Source organism: Bacteroides sp. HPS0048 (assembly GCF_964240755.1).
Taxonomy (GTDB): Bacteria; Bacteroidota; Bacteroidia; order Bacteroidales; family Bacteroidaceae; genus Bacteroides; species Bacteroides nordii.
On sequence record NZ_CAXSVC010000006.1, the window covers coordinates 72,520 to 92,955 of the forward strand.

The 20,436-nt window shown below is 41.6% G+C and carries 16 protein-coding genes; 7 read left to right on the forward strand and 9 right to left on the reverse strand.

Translation table 11 applies throughout. The features are described 5' to 3' along the window. Nucleotides 1–118: 118 nt before the first annotated feature. The 4 genes from ACESQI_RS06860 (at nt 119) to ACESQI_RS06875 (ending at nt 2,404) form a co-directional block, all read left to right on the forward strand. A complete protein-coding gene (locus tag ACESQI_RS06860) occupies nt 119–481 on the forward strand; it encodes a DUF3276 family protein (RefSeq protein ID WP_002562011.1) in 363 nt (120 codons plus the stop codon). A gap of 136 nt (nt 482–617) precedes the next feature. Beyond that, on the forward strand, nt 618–1,208 hold the full coding sequence (locus ACESQI_RS06865; protein WP_002562012.1) for a 50S ribosomal protein L25/general stress protein Ctc: 591 nt from the start codon (nt 618–620) through the stop codon (nt 1,206–1,208). A 101-nt stretch (nt 1,209–1,309) separates the two neighbouring features. After that, a complete protein-coding gene (pth, locus tag ACESQI_RS06870; RefSeq protein WP_002562013.1) occupies nt 1,310–1,873 on the forward strand; it encodes an aminoacyl-tRNA hydrolase in 564 nt (187 codons plus the stop codon). A 102-nt stretch (nt 1,874–1,975) separates the two neighbouring features. Then, on the forward strand, nt 1,976–2,404 hold the full coding sequence (locus ACESQI_RS06875) for an RNA-binding S4 domain-containing protein (RefSeq protein ID WP_002562014.1): 429 nt from the start codon (nt 1,976–1,978) through the stop codon (nt 2,402–2,404). Nucleotides 2,405–2,486: 82 nt separating this feature from the next. Here the strand turns inward: ACESQI_RS06875 and ACESQI_RS06880 are convergent, their stop codons facing one another. The 7 genes from ACESQI_RS06880 to ACESQI_RS06910 all read right to left on the reverse strand — a co-directional run bounded on the left by ACESQI_RS06880 (nt 2,487) and on the right by ACESQI_RS06910 (nt 13,435). Then, entirely contained in the window at nt 2,487–2,912 is a 426-nt protein-coding gene (locus ACESQI_RS06880; protein WP_002562015.1) for an HIT family protein, read from the reverse strand. A gap of 152 nt (nt 2,913–3,064) precedes the next feature. Further along, nucleotides 3,065–5,317 (reverse strand): cation:proton antiporter, encoded by a 2,253-nt coding sequence (locus ACESQI_RS06885; RefSeq protein WP_373125603.1) that lies wholly within the window; start codon nt 5,315–5,317, stop codon nt 3,065–3,067. Nucleotides 5,318–5,455: 138 nt separating this feature from the next. Continuing rightward, the gene (gene gcvT / locus ACESQI_RS06890) at nt 5,456–6,541 is read right to left on the reverse strand and encodes a glycine cleavage system aminomethyltransferase GcvT (RefSeq protein WP_007484621.1); all 1,086 of its coding nucleotides are present in this window, start codon (nt 6,539–6,541) and stop codon (nt 5,456–5,458) included. A 49-nt stretch (nt 6,542–6,590) separates the two neighbouring features. Further along, nucleotides 6,591–7,817, reverse strand: coding sequence for a peptidase T (gene pepT / locus ACESQI_RS06895; protein WP_320935751.1), 1,227 nt, complete (start codon nt 7,815–7,817; stop codon nt 6,591–6,593). A 136-nt stretch (nt 7,818–7,953) separates the two neighbouring features. Then, a complete protein-coding gene (locus ACESQI_RS06900) occupies nt 7,954–9,360 on the reverse strand; it encodes an amidophosphoribosyltransferase (protein ID WP_002562019.1) in 1,407 nt (468 codons plus the stop codon). A gap of 185 nt (nt 9,361–9,545) precedes the next feature. After that, nucleotides 9,546–11,702 (reverse strand): glycoside hydrolase family 97 protein, encoded by a 2,157-nt coding sequence (locus ACESQI_RS06905; RefSeq protein ID WP_373125604.1) that lies wholly within the window; start codon nt 11,700–11,702, stop codon nt 9,546–9,548. Between the two features lie 167 nt (nt 11,703–11,869). Beyond that, nucleotides 11,870–13,435 (reverse strand): DUF6377 domain-containing protein, encoded by a 1,566-nt coding sequence (locus ACESQI_RS06910; protein WP_373125605.1) that lies wholly within the window; start codon nt 13,433–13,435, stop codon nt 11,870–11,872. 159 nt (nt 13,436–13,594) lie between these two features. On the opposite strand from ACESQI_RS06910, the gene crcB reads away from it, so the two are divergent. From crcB to eno, 3 genes are all read left to right on the forward strand, one after another. After that, a complete protein-coding gene (crcB, locus tag ACESQI_RS06915) occupies nt 13,595–13,978 on the forward strand; it encodes a fluoride efflux transporter CrcB (protein ID WP_122201363.1) in 384 nt (127 codons plus the stop codon). A gap of 51 nt (nt 13,979–14,029) precedes the next feature. Continuing rightward, nucleotides 14,030–14,698: a pentapeptide repeat-containing protein gene (locus ACESQI_RS06920; protein WP_195661036.1), complete on the forward strand. Its 669-nt coding sequence runs from the start codon at nt 14,030–14,032 to the stop codon at nt 14,696–14,698. 812 nt (nt 14,699–15,510) lie between these two features. Beyond that, complete coding sequence (gene eno, locus ACESQI_RS06925) at nt 15,511–16,791, forward strand: phosphopyruvate hydratase (protein WP_195571125.1); 1,281 nt, start codon at nt 15,511–15,513, stop codon at nt 16,789–16,791. Between the two features lie 84 nt (nt 16,792–16,875). Here eno and bglX read toward each other — a convergent pair whose 3' ends face one another. Then, nucleotides 16,876–19,125 (reverse strand): beta-glucosidase BglX, encoded by a 2,250-nt coding sequence (gene bglX, locus ACESQI_RS06930; RefSeq protein WP_195660912.1) that lies wholly within the window; start codon nt 19,123–19,125, stop codon nt 16,876–16,878. 2 nt (nt 19,126–19,127) lie between these two features. Beyond that, a complete protein-coding gene (locus ACESQI_RS06935) occupies nt 19,128–20,414 on the reverse strand; it encodes a hypothetical protein (protein WP_195660911.1) in 1,287 nt (428 codons plus the stop codon). Nucleotides 20,415–20,436 lie beyond the last annotated feature (22 nt).

Sequence of the window (20,436 nt, forward strand, 5' to 3'; positions counted from 1 at the left end):
TGAGTTTCCACAAATAAATCACATTTTTTAATGTTGTATTTCATTCTCTGCCCTTTTTCTTTTGACAGTTGAAAAAAAAGTTCCAATTTTGAAGCCGATTATAAACAGACCTAATGATATGGAAGATTTAAAAAAGAAAATGAGCATAGATATGAATGATAAAGAGATTGTATTCTCAAAGTCCATTAAGGCTGGTAAGCGTATTTATTATCTTGACGTAAAGAAAAACCGTAAAGACGAAATGTTCCTCGCCATCACTGAAAGTAAAAAAGTGATCATGGGCGAAGGTGACGACTCGCAGGTAAGTTTTGAAAAACATAAGATTTTCTTGTATAAAGAAGATTTTGATAAATTCATGACCGGACTGACTCAAGCTATAGAGTACATCAACGACCAACAGGGACACATTGTGAAAGAAGAAGAACTAACAGAAGAGGTACAACCAACCGATGAAATTAAAATAGATATTGATTTTGAATAACAATTTCTTTGATATTTCAGAAAGAAAGCGTACTTTTGCACCGCTTTTTTGCAACATTGTGTGGATATCACACCGTGTGATGGTGAATTAAGCACTCAAATCACTTAATTTAGAGTAACACAAAAAAATTAAAAAAATGAAATCAATTGAAGTAAAAGGAACTGCAAGAACAATTGCAGAACGCTCTTCTGATCAAGCCAGAGCATTGAAAGCTATTCGTAAAGACAACGGTGTACCTTGTGTACTTTACGGAGGTGGTGAAAACATCCACTTTACTGTACCTGCAGAAGGTCTGCGTAATTTGGTTTATACTCCGCACATCTATGTAGTAGATCTGATTATCGATGGCAAAAAAGTAAATGCTATCCTTAAAGATATTCAGTTTCACCCGGTAAAAGACAACATTCTGCATGTTGACTTCTATCAGATTGATGAAGCCAAACCTATCGTAATGGAAGTGCCTGTACAGTTGGAAGGTCTTGCAGAAGGTGTTAAAGCCGGTGGTAAGTTGGTTTTGCAGATGCGTAAACTGAAAGTAAAAGCTCTTTATAACATCATTCCGGAGAAATTGATAGTAAATGTTTCTCACTTAGGTCTTGGTAAGACTGTTAAAGTGGGTGAACTGAGCTATGAAGGTCTTGAATTATTGAATGCCAAAGAAGCTGTTGTATGCGCAGTTAAACTGACTCGTGCAGCAAGAGGTGCAGCTGCTACTGCAGGAAAATAATCACAGAAATACTTCTATCAGAATATTTCGGAACGCAGATTATCACAGATTTTGGTCTGTGTTAGTCTGCGTTTCTTTTTCATTTCAATACATCTTTATTTATGAAATATCTCATTGTAGGATTGGGTAATATTGGCCCCGAATATCATGAAACACGCCATAATATAGGTTTTATGGTAGTAGATGCTCTGGCAAAATTAAATAATACTCCATTCGTCAGTGGACGTTATGGTTCTACTGCTTCTTTTTCGATAAAAGGACAACAATTACTGTTGCTTAAACCTTCTACATTTATGAATTTAAGTGGATTAGCTGTTCGTTACTGGATGCAGGAAGAGAAAATTCCACTGGAAAATGTACTGATCGTGGTAGATGACCTGGCATTGCCCTTCGGTACCCTTCGCCTAAAAGGAAAGGGAAGTGACGCCGGCCACAATGGTCTGAAACATATCGCGGCTACACTGGGAACACAAGACTATGCACGTCTACGCTTTGGAATAGGAAACGAATTCCCACGTGGGGGGCAAGTTGATTTTGTACTCGGACATTTCACAAATGAAGATTGGAAGACAATGGATGAGCGTTTGGAAACCGCCGGAGAGATTATTAAAAGCTTTTGTTTAGCAGGAATCAATATAACAATGAATCAGTTCAATAAAAAATAAGAACAAGTATAATTTACCATGTACAATGTACAAATTTGTAGTATGGTAAAATGACAAATCTAAAAATTGTAAATTGCAAATCGTAAAATTGTAAATATCTCTATGCCTGAAGCAAGAATAGATAAATGGATGTGGGCTGTACGTATTTTCAAAACACGTACAATTGCCGCAGAAGCCTGTAAAAAGGGACGAATCAGTATGAATGGCTCATTTGTAAAAGCAGCCCGAATGATTAAGCCGGGAGATGTTATTCAGGTGAAGAAACCTCCTATCACATATTCATTCAAAGTATTGCAAGCCATCGAAAAACGTGTCGGCGCCAAATTGGTTCCCGAAGTGATGGAAAATGTAACAACGCCCGATCAATACGAATTATTAGAAATGAGCAAAATCAGTGGGTTCATAGATCGTGCCCGTGGTACAGGTCGTCCGACAAAGAAAGACCGAAGAAGCATAGAAGAGTTTACCACTCCGGAGTTTATGGATGACTTTGACTTTGATTTCGATTTTGAAGAAGAGGGAGTTGAGTGATAAGCGGATTAGTGATTAGTGATTAGTACCATGCGGAATATGGCGCAGCAACTAATCACTTATCACTACTCACTCACCACTATTATAAGTTTTCTTTTACCGCATCTATCAGTTCCTGATATTCGGCATCCGTCAGATAGACTTTCCCCGGATTCATCTGAAATGTAGCACCATAATCCGGTCCGCCTACATATTTAGGGGCTAAATGAAAGTGCAGATGAGAGAGTTTATCAGAATAAGCACCATAATTTATTTTTTCCGGATGGAAAGCTTTATCCATCGCACGGGTCACACGAACCACATCTGCCATAAATGCATTACGGTCTTCATCACTCAATTCATTCAAATCATTCACATGATCTTTGTATGCCACAAGGCAACGTCCACGATAGGTTTGCTCTTTAAAAAGAAACACGCGTGATACACTTAGCTGTGCAATCTCAATCATCAGATTGTGCAGCGTTTCATTGTTCTGACAGTACAGACATTCTTTAGGATCGCTTTTCATGATATAAAATTCTGTTTTTAATTTATACGAAGACAAAGATAACATAAACCGAGAACAGAATAAAATGAGCTTGTTCATTTCTTATGCCAAGGCGTAACTTATCTCGCTTTTTGGCAAAGATAAACATATGATATTTATCTAATGTCGATTTTTTAATTCTTTTGCCCGACTAATTGGTAAACATCCTCTTTTTCGCCAACTACCCACAACACATCCCCCTCCTCAAATGGAGCATTGACATCCGGAGTCATCAGCATCTCTTCACCACGTTCCACTCCGGCTATCAGACAATGATACTTATCACGAATACCCGATTCACGCAAAGTCTTACCTAAAAAAGCACAATCAGAATCAATCATAAACTGTTTTAAAGTCATCTCGCTCTTTTCAAATACATCACTGTCTACATAAGAGCCACGCGACATATCTTCTCCAAATACATTCAACTGTTCATCCGTACCAATCACCTGAATCTTATCCATTGGAAACAAACGTACACTTCCTCCCGGAATATTGATACGCCGTTTCCCTCGAAGAATAGAAACAACATGAACTCCGTATTTCTTCCCCAAATTTAGTTCAAGCAATGTTTTTCCCGCCCAAAGAGACTCGCCCGGAATTTCAAAATCAGCCAGATGCAAGTCACGGGAAAGTAATCGTCCTGCATACTCTGGCTTTTTCTCTCCCATATATTCGGCCCGTACATCCCGGGAACGAAGATTTTGAAAAAACTTCCGTTCAATCAATATAGACCTTTTCTTTAGTTGCCGTGAAAGTACCATCAATACAACAAGCAATATTGCTACACCGATTATCAGTCCTATTGACGATTTAAAGAGCTGGGCAATGATAAACATAACGAATAATACTGCAATCACCATACGAAGTACAATCGTTGAAACCAACGGAGCACGATTGGCCCGATGCGCCTCCCAAAGAGTAGTAAACTCAGTCGAATGATTCTTCTTCACCATTATAGCACGCAGGAAGGGTGATATACATAAAATAGTAAAAGCAGCTCCCAGTAATGAACCCCAAAAACCAGGCAGATTTTCACGGAAGAACGGAACAACAAAACGAAACGACAGAGCTATCACGGAAATACTAACAATAGAGTATACCACTACGATTCGAGCCATCGCAAAAAGAAGTTTACGCCATAGGTTTTCATGATTCAACGTTTGTGAACCAGAGGAATAACGAGTCAGAAAATTTCTCCAGGATTCGGGCAAATGCCTATCAACAAAACTGGATGCCGGTTCTGCCAAACGAATCATATAAGGAGTAAGAAAAGTAGTAATCACCGAAACTGCAACCACAATCGGATAAAGAAAATCACTCGTCACATGGAGTGCCACTCCCAATGAGGCAATGATAAAGGCAAACTCCCCAATCTGTGTCAGACTGAACCCACATTGCATGGCCGTCTTCAAAGGCTGGCCTGCCAAAACAACTCCAAATGTACCAAAGAGTGCTTGTCCTACTATGACAGCAATAGTTATCACCAGAATAGGCAACGCATATTCTCCAATCATGGCAGGATCTACCATCATACCGACAGAAACAAAAAAGATTGCACCAAAAAGGTCTTTAACGGGTTTCACTAACCGATCAATGGATTCCGCTTCAATCGTTTCAGCAAGAATAGACCCCATAATAAAAGCACCAAAAGCAGCAGAGAATCCGGTATTAGCAGCAATCACCACCATACCAAAACAAAGAGCCAAAGAAACAATCAGCAAAGTTTCTTCACTCATCAGCTTACGGCAACGCTTTAGAAATTCAGGAATAAGGTAAATACCGACAACGAACCAAAGAATCAGGAAGAAAAGAAGTTTACCGATACTTTCAAGCATTTCGGTACCCTCAAAATTATTACTCACAGCCATTGTAGAAAGCATCACCATAAGAACAATAGCAAGAATATCTTCCAATATCAGAATACTCAGTACTAATCCGGTGAATTGCTTCTTGCGTAACCCAAGATCATCAAACGCCTTATAGATAATAGTCGTTGAAGACATTGCAATCATACCGCCAAAAAAAATACAATCCATCCGTTGCCACCCAAAGCTCATCCCGACACCGGCTCCCAGCAAAATCATACAAAATATAATGGTACAAGCCGCAATAACGGCAGTCCCTCCTACTTTCACTATCTTCTTAAAACTGAATTCGAGTCCCAATGCGAACAGAAGAAATATTACACCTATATCGGCCCATGTCTTAATATTAGCGGTATCCATCACCGAAGGAGTATAAGGCATGTGAGGACTGGCAAGAAAACCGGCGACAACATACCCCAACACCAATGGCTGTTTTAGTTTTTTAAACAACAGGGTCATAATACCTGCACAAAGCAGTATCAGTGCCAGATCGGCTATTAATGTGGGTAAGTTTGACATTTTCGTTTACTTCATTTACTTTTATTGCATACAAAAGTAAAGGAAAATCAAACTCAAATTCCGCCTAAGACAAAAAAAATTATGCCTTAACCTAAAATTTATTAAGTTAAGGCATAAATCAAGAAGAAAAGCTCTTATTTATTTCCGGAATGGTGGTCTTACAACCGAGGCTTTCAATTTACGTCCACGCATATCAATGTAAATTTCTGTTCCCAATTTACTATATTCCGGTTTAACATATCCCATACCAATTCCTATTTTACGAACAGGTGACATCGTCCCCGAAGTAACTACTCCTATCTTTTCACCTTCCGCATTCACTAACTCATAACCATGACGGGGGATGCCACGATCTATCATCTCGAATCCTACCAGCTTACGTACTGTACCTTCTGCTTTCTGTTTTTCAAGCATGAAACGATTGATAAAATCTTTTCCGTCTATAAACTTAGTAATCCAACCTAATCCTGCCTCAATGGGCGAAGTGGTATCATCCAGATCATTACCATAAAGACAAAAACCCATTTCAAGACGAAGCGTATCACGTGCTCCCAATCCAATTGGTTTGATACCAAATTCTGCCCCGGCTTCAAAAACAGCATTCCATATCTTGTCGGCAGCATCCGGATAAAAGTAAAGTTCAAAACCTCCCGCACCGGTATAGCCGGTATTGGAAATTATCACATTCTTTTCACCAGCAAATTCTCCTTCCTTAAATGTGTAATAAGGTATCTCAGAAAGATTAATATCCGTCAGTTTCTGCAAAGCAAGAATAGCCTTCGGCCCTTGTATGGCAAGCTGCGCTGTACGGTCGGAAGAATTTTCAAGTTCCGCCCCTTCGGTATTATGCAACACACACCAATTCCAGTCTTTCTCAATATTAGAGGCATTAACTACCAAGAGATACTTCTGAGGATCATATTGATACACCAACAAATCGTCTACGATACCCCCTTCTTCATTAGGGAAGCAAGTATATTGCACTTTACCGGGAGCAAGTGCAGCTACATTATTAGAAGTCACTTTCTGAAGAAAAGCCAATGCATTAGGACCTTTCACCCAGAATTCACCCATATGAGATACATCAAATACACCAACAGCATTGCACACCGTAAGGTGTTCGTCGATGATACCTGTATACTCAATAGGCATATTATATCCAGCAAACTCATGCATCTTAGCACCCAGTGCAATATGCTTGTCGGTAAATGGAGTGGTTTTCATGATTTACGATTTATGAATTATGATTTATGCGGTTTACTTCCTGACAGAATCAGGCTTCTTTGGCTACAAGTTCTGCTATCTTTATAATAACTTTCATGGCCTTTTCCATATTCTGGATAGGCACAAACTCAAAACGTCCGTGGAAATTCAGTCCACCTGCAAAGATATTAGGACAAGGCAATCCTTTGAACGAGAGCTGTGCACCATCCGTACCTCCACGAATAGGCTTCACGTTCGGTTTTACACCCACAGCTTCCATAGCCGCAAAAGCAGTATCAATGATATGCATCACAGGTTCTATCTTTTCGCGCATGTTATAATACTGATCGCGGAGTTCAAGTACAGCAGTATCTTCACCGAATTCAGCATTTATTTTTCTCACCAGATGAGCCATTTCACGTTTACGACTTTCAAACCTTGAACGATCGTGGTCACGGATAATGTAAGAAAGCGTAGTCTGTTCCACATCTCCCTGAATACCGACAAGATGATAAAAGCCTTCATATCCTTCTGTATGTTCCGGTGTTTCATGACGTGGCAACATACTTATAAACTGATTGGCTATACGAATCGAATTGATCATTTTATGTTTAGCATAGCCAGGATGCACATTACGTCCTTTAAACACAATCTTGGCGGCGGCGGCATTGAAATTCTCATATTCCAACTCTCCTACTTCACCACCATCCATCGTGTAAGCCCACTCACAACCAAATTTCTCTACATCAAACTTGTGTGCACCTTCACCTATCTCTTCATCGGGATTAAAACCAATACGGATTTTTCCATGTTTAATTTCAGGATGTTCTTTAAGATAAGCCACTGCAGAAACAATCTCGGCAATACCTGCTTTATCATCAGCTCCCAACAAGGTTTTTCCATTGGTTACAATTAAGTCTTCGCCTTTATGAGTAAGCAACTCCGGAAATTGTGCAGGACTAAGTATTACTCTGTCTTCTGCATTGAGTACAATATCTGAGCCGTTATAATTTTCTACAATACGAGGTGTTACATCCTTTCCACTCATATCGGGACTTGTATCCATATGGGCTATAAACCCAATAGTGGGTACTTCCTTTTCCGTATTTGCCGGAAGAGTGGCGAAAAGATAACCATATTCATCCAGTGTAATCTCTTCCAAGCCTAAAGACTCCAGTTCTGATTTCAGATATTTGGCAAAAACCATCTGTCCCGGAGTACTGGGAGTAAGCCGTGTCTCTTCACTTGATTGAGTATCAAAGCTTACATACTTCAAAAAACGTTCTACTAAAGTCATGATATTTACGATTTTATGATTTACAATTTACGATTGATAATACATTTGCCGTAAAGGTAAAAAAAGAGCCGTGAATTGCCAAGCAAATCACGGCTCTTTTTTTTTGAATATACTTATTATCAGTTACTAATAGTTATTAAAAATGGCTACTACCATCAAAACAATGGGTACACACCTGACATTTTGGTAGACCAATAGCCTCTATTAAAGTTTCCAACGTATTAAACTTCAACGAAGAAAGGCCGAAACGCTTAGCTATAATATCTACCATCTTTTCATATTCCGGAGAACCGGTTGTAGCATATTTCTCCAGATTCTTATTCTCGTCTCCTTCCAGTTCCTTAATGATGCGGCGGGTTATCAGTTCCAACGCATTCTTTGAAGCGGTGAAACCCACAAACGGACAGGCATAAATCAGTGGCGGACAGGCAATGCGCATGTGAACCTCTTTTGCACCACATTCATAAAGCACTTTTACATTGTCACGCAACTGCGTTCCACGCACAATAGAATCATCGCAAAATAGCAAACGTTTACCATCAAGCATAGCACGGTTGGGAATCAATTTCATTTTCGCTACCAGCGATCGCATCTCCTGGTTGCTCGGAGTAAAGCTACGCGGCCATGTCGGAGTATATTTTGAAATGGCACGATGATAGGGAACTCCTTTTCCTTCAGCGTAACCCAAAGCCATACCTACTCCCGAATCCGGAATACCACACGCACAATCGACTTCCGAAGTATCCTTCTGTCCCATCTTCATCCCACTGGTGAAACGTACTTCCTCTACATTACGCCCTTCATAACAAGATGTAGGGAAACCATAGTACACCCACAGAAACGAACAAATCTGCATACCTTCATCGGGTTTGCGCAACTGTGTCATGCTATCAGCACGCAAGTGTACAATCTCACCAGGACCAAGATATTTTTCTATTTCGTAATCAAGATTAGGAAAACTACTCGACTCACTCGTGGCAGCATATGCCCCCTCTTTCTTACCAATCACAATCGGTGTACGCCCCCATCGGTCACGGGCGGCAATAATGCCATCTTCTGTCAGTAAAAGCATAGAGCAGGACCCTTTGATGTGTTTGTATACATTCTCGATACCTTCAACAAAAGTTTTTCCCTGGATGATGAGTAGTGCGATAAGTTCAGTTTGATTGGTATTGCTGGAACTAAGTTCCGCGAAGTGCATGTGTTGGGAGAGTAGTTCTTCCTCGAGTTCTTTAAGGTTTACGATTTTTGCGACAGTGACAATGGCGAAGCGTCCGAGATGAGAATTAATAACGATAGGTTGTGCGTCTGTGTCGCTGATAATGCCTATTCCGGCATTTCCTTTAAATTTATCCAGATCGGATTCAAACTTGGTACGGAAATATGAACTTTCCAGGTTATGAATGGAACGGATAAAACCTTGCTCTTCACTATAGGTCGCAAGACCGCCCCGTTTTGTCCCCAAATGTGAATTATAATCTGTGCCGTAGAATAAATCGGTCACACAGCCCACTCGTGAGACTGTTCCGAAAAAACCTCCCATATAAGATTCTTTTAATTAGTGTTAGTTTAAAAAAAGACAGTGCAAAAGTACAAAAAAGAATCTGACCGGAAAAGAAATAATGTGCCAATTAAACAATGTGCCAATATGCCAATTGGCTGCGCAACGTTGACACGCTGACACGCCGTATGGCAATTGGCACATTGGCATATTAGCAGATTGGCTAATTATTTAAACTTCTTCATCTTTTTATCTGCTGGAGTAGCCTCAATGATACTCATTGCAAAACCACCACTACGAGCCAATTTGGTAGAAATCTTTGTTTTGTTGGTTACCAAACCTTTTTTAATCTGATAAGATGTCGGATTTGATTCGTAATCTGCATCCTTGCCGTCTGCATAAAGAGTAGCTACATATTGTTTTCCCGGTTCCAGAAAATCAAGAGTGAAAGTAGAGGTACGGGCATTTTCATCAGTAATACCACCTACAAACCAGTTGTTAGTACCTTTTGCCTTACGGGCTACGGTAATATAATCTCCCGGTTCAGCTTCCAGATATTTGCTGTCGTCCCAATCTACAGCCACATCTTTAATAAACTGGAAAGCATCCATATAGCGCTCATAACTTTCGGGAAGATCAGCTGCCATCTGAAGCGGACTGTACATCGTTAAGTAAAGAGCCAACTGTTTTGCCAGAGTAGTATGTACAAAGCTATGTTCTCCTGTCAGGAAAGACAATTGAGTATCAAAGATACCCGGTGTGTAATCCATCGGACCACCAATCTGACGAGTGAAAGGAAGCAATGTAGTATGGAACGGTTTGCTACCGCCAAAAGCTTCGTATTCAGTACCACGGGCAGACTCGTTGCCGATAAGGTTGGGATAAGTACGACATAGCCCGGTAGGACGAACAGCTTCATGGGCATTTACACAAATCTTATAGTCGGCGGCTTTCTTCACGGCATAGAGATAGTGATTATTCATCCACTGACCATAATGATGTTCTCCCCGAGGAATGATATTACCTACATAACCACTCTTCACCGCATTATATCCGTTATCAACCATGAATTGATAAGCTTTATCCATATGACGTTCGTAGTTGCGTACAGAAGCAGATGTTTCATGATGCATCATCAGTTTCACACCTTTACTCTTAGCATACTCATTCAGCATTTTCACGTCAAAGTCAGGATATGCAGTAACAAAGTCGAATACATAATCTTTGGAGTGACCGAACCAGTCTTCCCATCCTTCATTCCATCCTTCAACCAATACTTGGTCAAATCCATGTTCGGCAGCAAAATCAATGTAACGTTTTACATTCTCATTGTTAGCACCATGCTTGCCGTTTGGCTTCGTTTTTGAATAATCGGTTTCACCAAGTTTCACAGACAAAACATCATCCGTATAAGCCCAGCTACTCTTTCCGGTAATCATTTCCCACCATACACCTACATATTTCACTGGTTTAATCCAGGAAACATCTTCATAAGCACAAGGATCATTCAGATTTAGCGTCAATTTAGAAGCAAGGATATCGCGGGCATCATCACTTACTATCACTGTACGCCACGGAGACTTACAAGGAGTTTGCATATATCCCTTATCTCCCACTGCGTCCGGAGTAAGCCATGATTCAAAAACAAGATTTTTGTCATCTAGATTCAGATTCATACAAGAGTAATCCACCAAAGCAGCTTCATGCAGGTTGATGTATAGTCCGTCAGCTGTTTTCATCTGCAAAGAAGTTTGTACTCCGGTTGGTGAAAAAGAGGTCTGTGAAGCATTGCCCGTAATAGCTCCATTCATTAAGCCACGGATTTTAGAAAGTTTAGACTCCGTATAATCATATTCCTGTGTGTCATAATCACCCGGAATCCAGAAAGCAGTATGATCACCAGTCATGGCAAACTGTGAATGTTCTTCCTTAATAACAAAGTAATTCAGATTCTTTTGCAACGGGAATTCATAGCGAAAGCCCAATCCATCGTCGTACAGGCGAAAGCGGATAACGATGTTACGATCCTGCGCTTTCTGATCCAGTGTTACTGCCAATTCATTGTAATGATTGCGAATAGACTTTACTTCACCCCAAACCGGTTCCCAGGTTTCGTCAAAAGTACTTGTCTTGGCATCAGTCAATGTAAACCCTTTCATTAGTCCCGGGTCGTTTTTAAGTTCCAACCCCAACTTCGAAGGTTTGATTACTTCCTTATCTTTATAAGAAAGTTCATACACCGGTTCGCCTTGGGCGTTCACCGAAAAATTGAGTTTCAAAAGTCCGTTAGGAGAAGTAATACTTTCGGCCATAGCTGCTGTACTTATTAATAAAGCGAGCAAGAAAAAAGCCATCTTGATGGTTAGTGTTTTCATGTGATTCATGATATGAATTAATAAATAAAAATCGTATGGCAAAGATAAACAGGAAATATTCAGATACACTCCCCATATAAATGGAATATAAAAGAAATATCTGAAAACGTTTGCATAAGTTTCTTATTATTAATGAGATAATCAGAAGATTAAAAACAAAAAATATAAATGAGCATTCACTCTACCGCTCCTATTTTGAGGATTTCTTCTTCAAATTTATCCCGGTTAATGGCTTTATTCTTGACTTTGTTCCGATAGGTATAGATGGTATTGATTGAATAGTGCAGAAAATTCGCAATCTTGGAACTGTCATCAATTCCCAAACGAATAATGGCAAAAATACGTAACTCGGTATTCAGCAATTCGCCGGTTTTAAGAACGAAACGCTCTTCGGGCTGTAACAGTTCATTGAACTCTGCCACAAAGTTGGGATACAGATGCAGAAAAGCATTGTCAAAATTGGCATAAAACTCTTTCTGCTCTACTCCTGCAAACTGTGAAGACTTGGTCAGTTTCAGTAATTCCTCTGCTTGCCCTGCTGTGATTTTCCGGTTTACAGTGCTCCGAAAACGATCCAACTTTTCGATATAAATAGAGCAAAGGTTAAGAAAATGACCGATATATTCCTCTTTGATGTGGTTTGCCTGCTTCAGGTTTCGTTGAGTGGCAGATAGTTTCTTCATTTGTTTATATATTAAGATTACAGAAACAATCAGGAAGGCAGAAAGTATACTGACCACTATCAGAAAAAAGACCAACTGATGGCGCTGGCGTTCTATCTGTTGTTTATAAGCTGCCTCAATCACAGGAAGAACGCGCGAGATCTCAACCGTACGCAAACGGGCATTACAGAAAATGGCATCTTCAAGCGAACGCTTTATATAACGGTACGCACGGGATACATCTCCCCGTTCATACAGGACAAAAGCCAGATTGGATAAAGCAGCATTCTCTTTTACCGATGCTTTTATATCCGAAATAGCAGATAATGCCAGATATTTCTCATAGGCATCCGTCTGTTTTTCATCTTTATATAAATGAGCCAGTGAAAAAGCAGCCCGGGCATAGATATTAGATGTTTCGGGCTGATCATGCAGCAATCCCACTAACACGTTTTTGGCATGAGTAAACTGTTGGTTAGCAATAAAACGCTCGGCTTCGTAGAGACGATATTCCGGTAAGGCCGGTGAAAGGACGGTCAACAATGAATCACGGTATGCATTTTGTAGCCTGATATAGTTGGCTGCATAAGAGCTGTTATGAGAATAATTAGCAAGAAAAGAATACAACTGACGCCCACAATCATAAAAAGCAGGCAGCAAACTATCCGGCAACGTAGCACGATCAATGCCATGCAACATTTCCCAAGCCTCCTTATACATCCCGGAGATAGACAACACAGACGTCTGGCAAAGGCGAACTTCATCAACCAATGGGACACTACGTAAAGAATCGGCTATCAACAAACTATTATCAAAGTATTTCATGGCAGAGTCTGACACAAAAAGTTCGTATTCAGCCCCTAATGCCTTATTGAGGATAAATTGTTGCCGCAGCGTAAGTGACGAATGATGCAAAAGCTGTTTCAAACTATCGATGCGTTCTTCTTTCTGTTCCATATATATCTCCTGCTGTCCCATTACCCGATCCAACCGGACAAGAACGGAGTCTACTCCCCCACGAGCCAGTGCAACAAGCATACAGGAGAAGAACAATATCATTACTAAAAAGAATCTCTTCATTGATCCGACGTTTTTACTTTAGTGTTCAAAAGTACATAAAATACACTAAAATCCACTACCTTCACTTCGTTAAAACAAGCCATCACCCAACATTACACCAATAAATTTGTTTCTGCTTCTGATTAATACTATTTTTGCCCCGACTATCACGAATAAAGAATGAAAGAGATCGCTTATATATTTATTGGAGGCGGCGTAGGAAGTGTGCTTCGCTATCTGGCGCAAATCAGCATTAACGAACGGATGTCGGGTATAGGTTTTCCTTTCTCATGGGGAACTTTTATCGTAAATATTGCAGGTAGTTTACTGATTGGTTTATTCTACTCAATATCCGAACGCTGGAATCTGTCTATGGAAATGAGACTGCTCCTTACAACAGGACTGTGTGGAGGATTTACCACTTTTTCTACCTTTTCCAACGACGGATTAAGCCTGTTGAGAGGAGAATTTTACGGTACATTCCTGCTTTATGCCTTATTGAGCATCGGACTGGGATTAGTAGCGGTATTGGCCGGAGGAGCAATAGGAAAGCTATTGGGATAGAACCGGCAAAACACATTACAAGTAAAACGATTGCAAATACCATAATATACCATGAAACAACCCCGGAATAATAAACTCCAGATAGTCCGTATTGCAGCTCCCATGATTGAAGAGCAGGAAGAGAGCCTGAAAACTTTAAAAGACTTATTAGAGCAGGAAGAGACGGTATCCAGCCTCTCGTTTAATAAAAATAACGAAGAACTCATTCATACTCCTTACCGGACTATTAAAGAGTGCACATTCAGTGGTCTCACGTTCAGAGATTGTCAACTAAAAGCAGCGCAATTCACCGATGTTCGTTTTGAGAATTGCGACTTATCCAATATCTCTTTTGCCGAAAGTTCTCTTTACCGGGTAGAATTTATTTCTTGTAAACTGGTAGGGACCAATCTCTCTGAAACCACCCTCAATCATGTCTCATTCCGCGAATGTAACGCAGCTTATATCAATGTTGCCATGAGCAAAATGAACCAGGTTCGCTTTTCCGGTTGTCATTTTAGAAACGGAAGCCTCAACGATTGCCGGTTATCATCTGTTGCTTTTGATCATTGCGACTTGGTAGAGGCAGATTTCTCCCATACCTCTTTACGCGGTATTGATCTCCGGACTTCACGTATCAGTGGAATCGTACTCAACATCAGCGATCTGCGGGGTGTTATCGTTAATTCATTGCAAGCGATGGATTTGCTTCCCATGTTAGGAGTTGTTATTGAAGATTAGGCGTAAGAGATTTATCCTACATCGTATGGAAAAGAAGCAGTTCACCACGGAGGACACAGAGAGCACAGAGATATTATTTTCTCTGATGAAACGCGGATGATCGCAGACAAACGCAGATTAAAAGACTATAGCTCTTTATCATACATTTGTTTCTCTTTGCGAAAATCTGCGATCATCTGCGTTTCAATAAAGATTTAAACTCCGTGTCCTCTGCTACCTCTGTGGTGAAATACTGTATGGCTTTGAGCTTAATAGCCTCTGCCGTTGCTCTCTATCTCCTTCTCCGGTATTGATAAAGTTCTATCTTATAGAGGAACGTAAGAAGCCTCAGTATGCAACGTTGTTTTAGATGTACATGTAAAGCAGTACGACATGTGCATGTGGAGCAGTACGACATGTGCATCTCGTACCGTTTTAGATGTACATGTAAAACAAGACTATACACCGGGAAAAGAAACGTTCCTTTCTAAGAAAAGCAAAATACAACACCGGACAACAGCATGCTTCCCGCACAAGGAGACGCATCAGGCGATGGTAGATGAATGGAAATACAGATGAACACAGCCTTAAATGAACTTGCGCCATGCTTTTATGATACAAGGTCCTTTCGATCAGTATTGATCTGCATAAAATTAAACTTTTATTCACCTATCCGGATGAAACAAAACCAATTGCTTCTTTGTTAATTAATAAAAGTAAAGTTACTGGCTAATTATGGGGAGCAGCTTTACATAAGAATACCTATTTATAGGGATTCTCTGTTCTCCGTGAAGTGAGTATATTTGCAAGTATCTAAAAAATATAGAGAAACAATGAAAATAGAAAAAATTACAGGACGCGAAATCCTCGATTCCAGAGGCAATCCCACAGTAGAAGTAGACGTAGTATTAGAATCAGGTATCATGGGACGTGCATCCGTTCCATCGGGTGCATCAACCGGTGAACACGAAGCATTGGAACTGCGTGACGGTGACAAAAAACGCTACGGAGGAAAAGGTGTACTGAAAGCTGTAGAAAACGTGAACAATATTATTGCTCCGCATCTTATTGGCATGTCAGCTCTCGACCAAATGGGTATTGACCACGCAATGCTGGCTCTTGACGGTACGAAAACCAAAGCAAACCTGGGTGCTAACGCTATTTTGGGTGTATCACTTGCCGTAGCCAAAGCAGCAGCTGCATATCTCGACATTCCTCTTTACAGATATATCGGCGGAACTAACACTTATGTACTGCCTGTCCCGATGATGAACATCATCAACGGTGGTTCTCATAGCGATGCCCCGATTGCTTTCCAGGAATTTATGATTCGTCCGGTAGGTGCCAAATCTTTCAAAGAAGGTTTGCGTATGGGTGCCGAAGTATTCCATGCCCTGAAAAAAGTATTGAAAGATCGTGGTCTTAGCACAGCAGTCGGTGATGAAGGTGGTTTTGCTCCTAACCTTGAAGGCACTGAAGATGCTCTGAACTCCATCCTTGAGGCTATCAAAGCTGCCGGATACGAACCGGGTAAAGATGTAATGATCGGCATGGACTGCGCTTCTTCCGAATTCTATCGTGACGGCATTTACGACTATACCAAGTTTGAAGGTGCCAAAGGCAAGAAACGTACCGCTGACGAACAGATAGACTATCTGGAAAAACTAATCAACGAATATCCGATTGACTCTATCGAAGACGGTATGAGTGAAAACGACTGGGAAGGGTGGAAGAAGCTGACCGAACGTATCGGCGACCGTTGTCAGTTGGTAGGTGACGACTTGTTTGTGACCAACGTTGACTTCCTTGCCATGGGTATTGAGAAGGGGTGTGCCAACTCTATCCTGATTAAAGTAAACCAGATTGGCTCGTTGACAGAAACGCTGAATGCTATCGAAATGGCACATCGTCATGGTTATACTACAGTAACTTCTCACCGTTCCGGTGAAACAGAAGATGCTACCATCGCTGATATTGCCGTAGCTACCAACAGCGGACAAATCAAAACCGGTTCACTGAGCCGTTCAGACCGTATGGCAAAATACAACCAGCTTCTTCGCATTGAAGAAGAACTTGGCGATCGTGCCGTATATGGATATAAACTATTGAAATAATTAAAGCTGTTTATAATAGTTAAGAGGGGGATAAGCCGTGATGGCCTGTCCCCCTCTCCCATTTTTAGCCCTCTGATTGAATAATCAGTCCACTACCTTAAATGAAACTTCATTTCCACTCTGGCTATCCGTTGCTACCCAAAGTCCGAAGTCTCCGGGTTCAACCACCTTTTCCATATTTATATTATAGAAAGCCAACTCGCTCACCGGCAGTTCAAATGTCACCGTCTTCTTTTCACCCGGCTTTAAAGTGACACGGGTAAAACGCTTCAACTCCTTCACCGGACGGGTAACAGAACCCACCTTATCCCGTACATATAGCTGAGCTACCTCCGTACCTTCGTAATCACCCGTATTTTCCAGATCGAAGGTAACAGTCAGTACATCATCCTTTTTCAGTTCATCAGCAGAAAGTTTCACATCACCATACTTAAATGTAGTATAAGATAGTCCATATCCAAACGGATAGAGCGGATCAAAACCGGCATCCATATAGAAAGAGGTACACCCTAATGAAGTCTGTCCGGCTTCTACCGGAATATCTTTCAACAGGGTTTCGTTACGTGTAGCCGGACGGCCGGAATTGTTATGTGAATAATAGGCCGGAATCTGTCCCACCATCTTTGGGAAAGTAACCGGAGTTTTGCCACTCGGCACTTCTTTGCCGAACAAAAGATCAGCAATTGCAGGGCCTCCCATTGTACCCGGATGAAACGAATAAAGTACTGCTGCAGAGAGATCCGCCTCTTTGCCAATCGTCAACGGACGGCCTGCCATTACTACCGTCACTACCGGTTTCCCGGTTTTAGCTAAAGCAGCAATCAATTCGGACTGAGCACCTTGCAGATTCAAATCGGCCAGGCAGTGCGCTTCACCGGACAGGATAGACTCCTCGCCTACAAACGCTAAAATTACATCGGCACGGGCAGCCGCTGCAACAGCCTTACTGATGCCGGATGTAGTATGATCCCGGCTGTAAGCCAGTCCCGGTTCAAAAATCACCTGTACTTTATCGCCATACATCTCTTTGATAGCAGCCAACGGTGTTTTCGTATGTGTCTTATCTCCGTCAAAAACCCAGGTTCCCATCTGCTCGTAAGGAGCATCTGCCAAAGGTCCCACAACAGCCACGGTACGTACTGTTTCTTTCAAAGGAAGTACCCGCTTGTCATTCTTCAACAGAATGGCCGACTCCACAGCAGCACGTTTGGCAGCCGCCAAATGAGCATCGGCATACATCACAGAAGGCTTTTTTTCGTCTACATACGGGTGGTCAAATAATCCAAGACGATACTTGATACGCAAAATATTACGGACGGCTTCGTTTATGGTTTCTTCTTTCACCTTACCTTCTTTGACCAGTTCGGGCAATTTATTAACAAATGTGTAACTGACCATTTCCATATCCACACCTGCATTCACCGCTTTCAGGGCAGCTTCTTTGTCATCGGCAGCAAAACCGTGAGGGATCATCTCCTTAGCAGAAGCCCAGTCCGTCACTACAATACCCTCAAATCCCCATTCTTTACGAAGTACATCTTTCAGAATAAAGCCATTCCCGGTAGCCGGAATCCCGTCATTATCATTGAACGAAGTCATGAAAGTGGCAGCACCGGCATTGGCAGCAGCTTCAAACGGAGGCAGATATACATTACGTAAACGACGTTCGGGAATAAACGTAGAGTTATAATCAAGCCCGCCTTCGGCAGCACCGTATCCCACAAAATGTTTCGGACAAGCAGCAATGGAAGAAGGACTGCTTAATGAATCACCCTGAAATCCCTTAACCATAGCAGCCCCCATAACAGAAGTCAGATAGGTATCTTCTCCACAACCCTCGGCAATGCGTCCCCAGCGCGGATCACGGGCAATGTCAATCATCGGGGCAAACGTCCAGCGAATTCCCACAGAGGATGCCTCAACAGCTGCCACACGCGCACCTTCTTCTGCCACAGAAGGATCAAAAGTGGCAGCCTGCCCCAAAGGGATAGGAAAAATAGTCTTAAACCCATGAATAACATCACGGGCTATCAACAGCGGAATTCCCAGGCGGGATTCTTCCACCGCCACGCGCTGCAAAGCATTGACACGGACCGGATCTATCTCATTCAAAATAGAGCCTATCTCACCTTTTTTAATCAACACACTCATTTCTTCAATGTTGCCAAAAGAGCTGATCTGGTTCATCTGACCGATCTTCTCCTCCAACGTCATCTTAGAAAGCAGTTTGTCTACCTTGTTCTCAACCGCTTTGTCTTTGGTGTCGGATACCTGTGTACACGACATAAAAGGAAGTAATAAGAGACAGGCAGAGAGAAATTTAGTTGTTTTCATACTTATTTATATACTTGAAATGGAACATTCACTGTAGATACGAATCCCGTATTATCCAGCACATATACATACAATCTATATTCACCAGGAGTTTCAACAATCGTTTCATAAGTTGCGGTATCCGAAGTATTCACCTCTCCCACTCTTTCCGGACGCGGTTCAAAAGAACCACCGAAACCAAGTTCAGTGGCTTCTTTCAATATTTCCCATACATAAGTCAACTGATCGTTTTCTTTATCGGCAACGGCTACATGAGCTTTGAACGCAGTTCCGGCTTTGACGCGAACACTGTTGATGGCATGCATTCCGTTTATAGTCATAGCCTCAACCACAGGAGCCGTTTCCGTCAGTTCTTTTCCGGTCCAGACTCTCTGCATAGCCTCTACCATAGGAGTCTTTTCGCCACGCAGCGGCAATCCCTCTACATTGTCTTCTACAAACATACTGAACCAGGTGGGAGTACGTTCTTCCTTCTGTCCCCACAGAAACACAAAAGAACCCAGACAACGCTCATTTGCAAGGATATAACGGGTATAACGTTCTTCGTACACCTGTCTTTTTTCTTCGCTCGTTTGCTCGATAGGTGCCTTCCAGTCCGTAGAAGCAGTTTCCCACCATCCGGTTGGTCCCCATTCCGTCACCATAAAAGGACCTTTATAAGCAGATTGGTCTACCATCTCCTTTATTTCACCAATCGGACCATACGTATTGATACCTACATAATCAAGCGTAGGGGCAAATTTAGCAATAGAGTCAAGAGCTGCCGGATTGTGTGCAATAACCGTAGATACCAAATGGCGCGTATCTATTGATTTAATGATCTGTGCCAACTCTTCCACAAAACTCCACGCAGCACCTATATTGGCATTACCCAGATCGATCTCATTTCCAATTCCCCATGCCAACAGGCAAGTATCATTTTTGAAAGTCTCTGCCAGGAGGCGTACTTCCTTACGCAGTTTGTCTTTGTACGCATCGTCATAATAAAGTGCCGAATCTTTAGTCATTGCTATCCCCTGCATTACGTACATCTTATTTTCCGCAGCTAAAGCCAGGTCTTTCCTAACTGACTCTACATCTCCGCCCCAGGTTCTGAAAGCATTGGCTCCATTCTGGCTGGCAACGTCCAGCCGGTAGGTTCCACCTACACCTTTAATAGATGTATCCACTCCGTTAATATAGAGTTTAAACCCTTCTCCGGATTTCTTTATCTCAATTCCGGACGGAGCGGAACAAGCACCCAGCAGAAAGCTCCCTAAAACCCAACTACAAATTAAAAGTTTTTTCATTGTCATCTACCTATTACATTGA

Excerpts from the sequence above, each read along its gene's own strand:
- ACESQI_RS06875 (WP_002562014.1), top strand. The coding sequence starts at position 1,976 with ATGCCTGAAGCAAGAATAGATAAATGGATGTGGGCTGTACGTATTTTC.
- pth (WP_002562013.1), top strand. The coding sequence starts at position 1,310 with ATGAAATATCTCATTGTAGGATTGGGTAATATTGGCCCCGAATATCAT.
- ACESQI_RS06860 (WP_002562011.1), top strand. The coding sequence starts at position 119 with ATGGAAGATTTAAAAAAGAAAATGAGCATAGATATGAATGATAAAGAG.
- crcB (WP_122201363.1), top strand. The coding sequence starts at position 13,595 with ATGAAAGAGATCGCTTATATATTTATTGGAGGCGGCGTAGGAAGTGTG.
- ACESQI_RS06865 (WP_002562012.1), top strand. The coding sequence starts at position 618 with ATGAAATCAATTGAAGTAAAAGGAACTGCAAGAACAATTGCAGAACGC.
- pepT (WP_320935751.1), bottom strand. The coding sequence starts at position 7,817 with ATGACTTTAGTAGAACGTTTTTTGAAGTATGTAAGCTTTGATACTCAA.
- ACESQI_RS06885 (WP_373125603.1), bottom strand. The coding sequence starts at position 5,317 with ATGTCAAACTTACCCACATTAATAGCCGATCTGGCACTGATACTGCTT.
- ACESQI_RS06900 (WP_002562019.1), bottom strand. The coding sequence starts at position 9,360 with ATGGGAGGTTTTTTCGGAACAGTCTCACGAGTGGGCTGTGTGACCGAT.
- ACESQI_RS06880 (WP_002562015.1), bottom strand. The coding sequence starts at position 2,912 with ATGAAAAGCGATCCTAAAGAATGTCTGTACTGTCAGAACAATGAAACG.
- ACESQI_RS06905 (WP_373125604.1), bottom strand. The coding sequence starts at position 11,702 with ATGAATCACATGAAAACACTAACCATCAAGATGGCTTTTTTCTTGCTC.
- ACESQI_RS06910 (WP_373125605.1), bottom strand. The coding sequence starts at position 13,435 with ATGAAGAGATTCTTTTTAGTAATGATATTGTTCTTCTCCTGTATGCTT.
- ACESQI_RS06935 (WP_195660911.1), bottom strand. The coding sequence starts at position 20,414 with ATGAAAAAACTTTTAATTTGTAGTTGGGTTTTAGGGAGCTTTCTGCTG.
- bglX (WP_195660912.1), bottom strand. The coding sequence starts at position 19,125 with ATGAAAACAACTAAATTTCTCTCTGCCTGTCTCTTATTACTTCCTTTT.
- gcvT (WP_007484621.1), bottom strand. The coding sequence starts at position 6,541 with ATGAAAACCACTCCATTTACCGACAAGCATATTGCACTGGGTGCTAAG.
- eno (WP_195571125.1), top strand. The coding sequence starts at position 15,511 with ATGAAAATAGAAAAAATTACAGGACGCGAAATCCTCGATTCCAGAGGC.
- ACESQI_RS06920 (WP_195661036.1), top strand. The coding sequence starts at position 14,030 with ATGAAACAACCCCGGAATAATAAACTCCAGATAGTCCGTATTGCAGCT.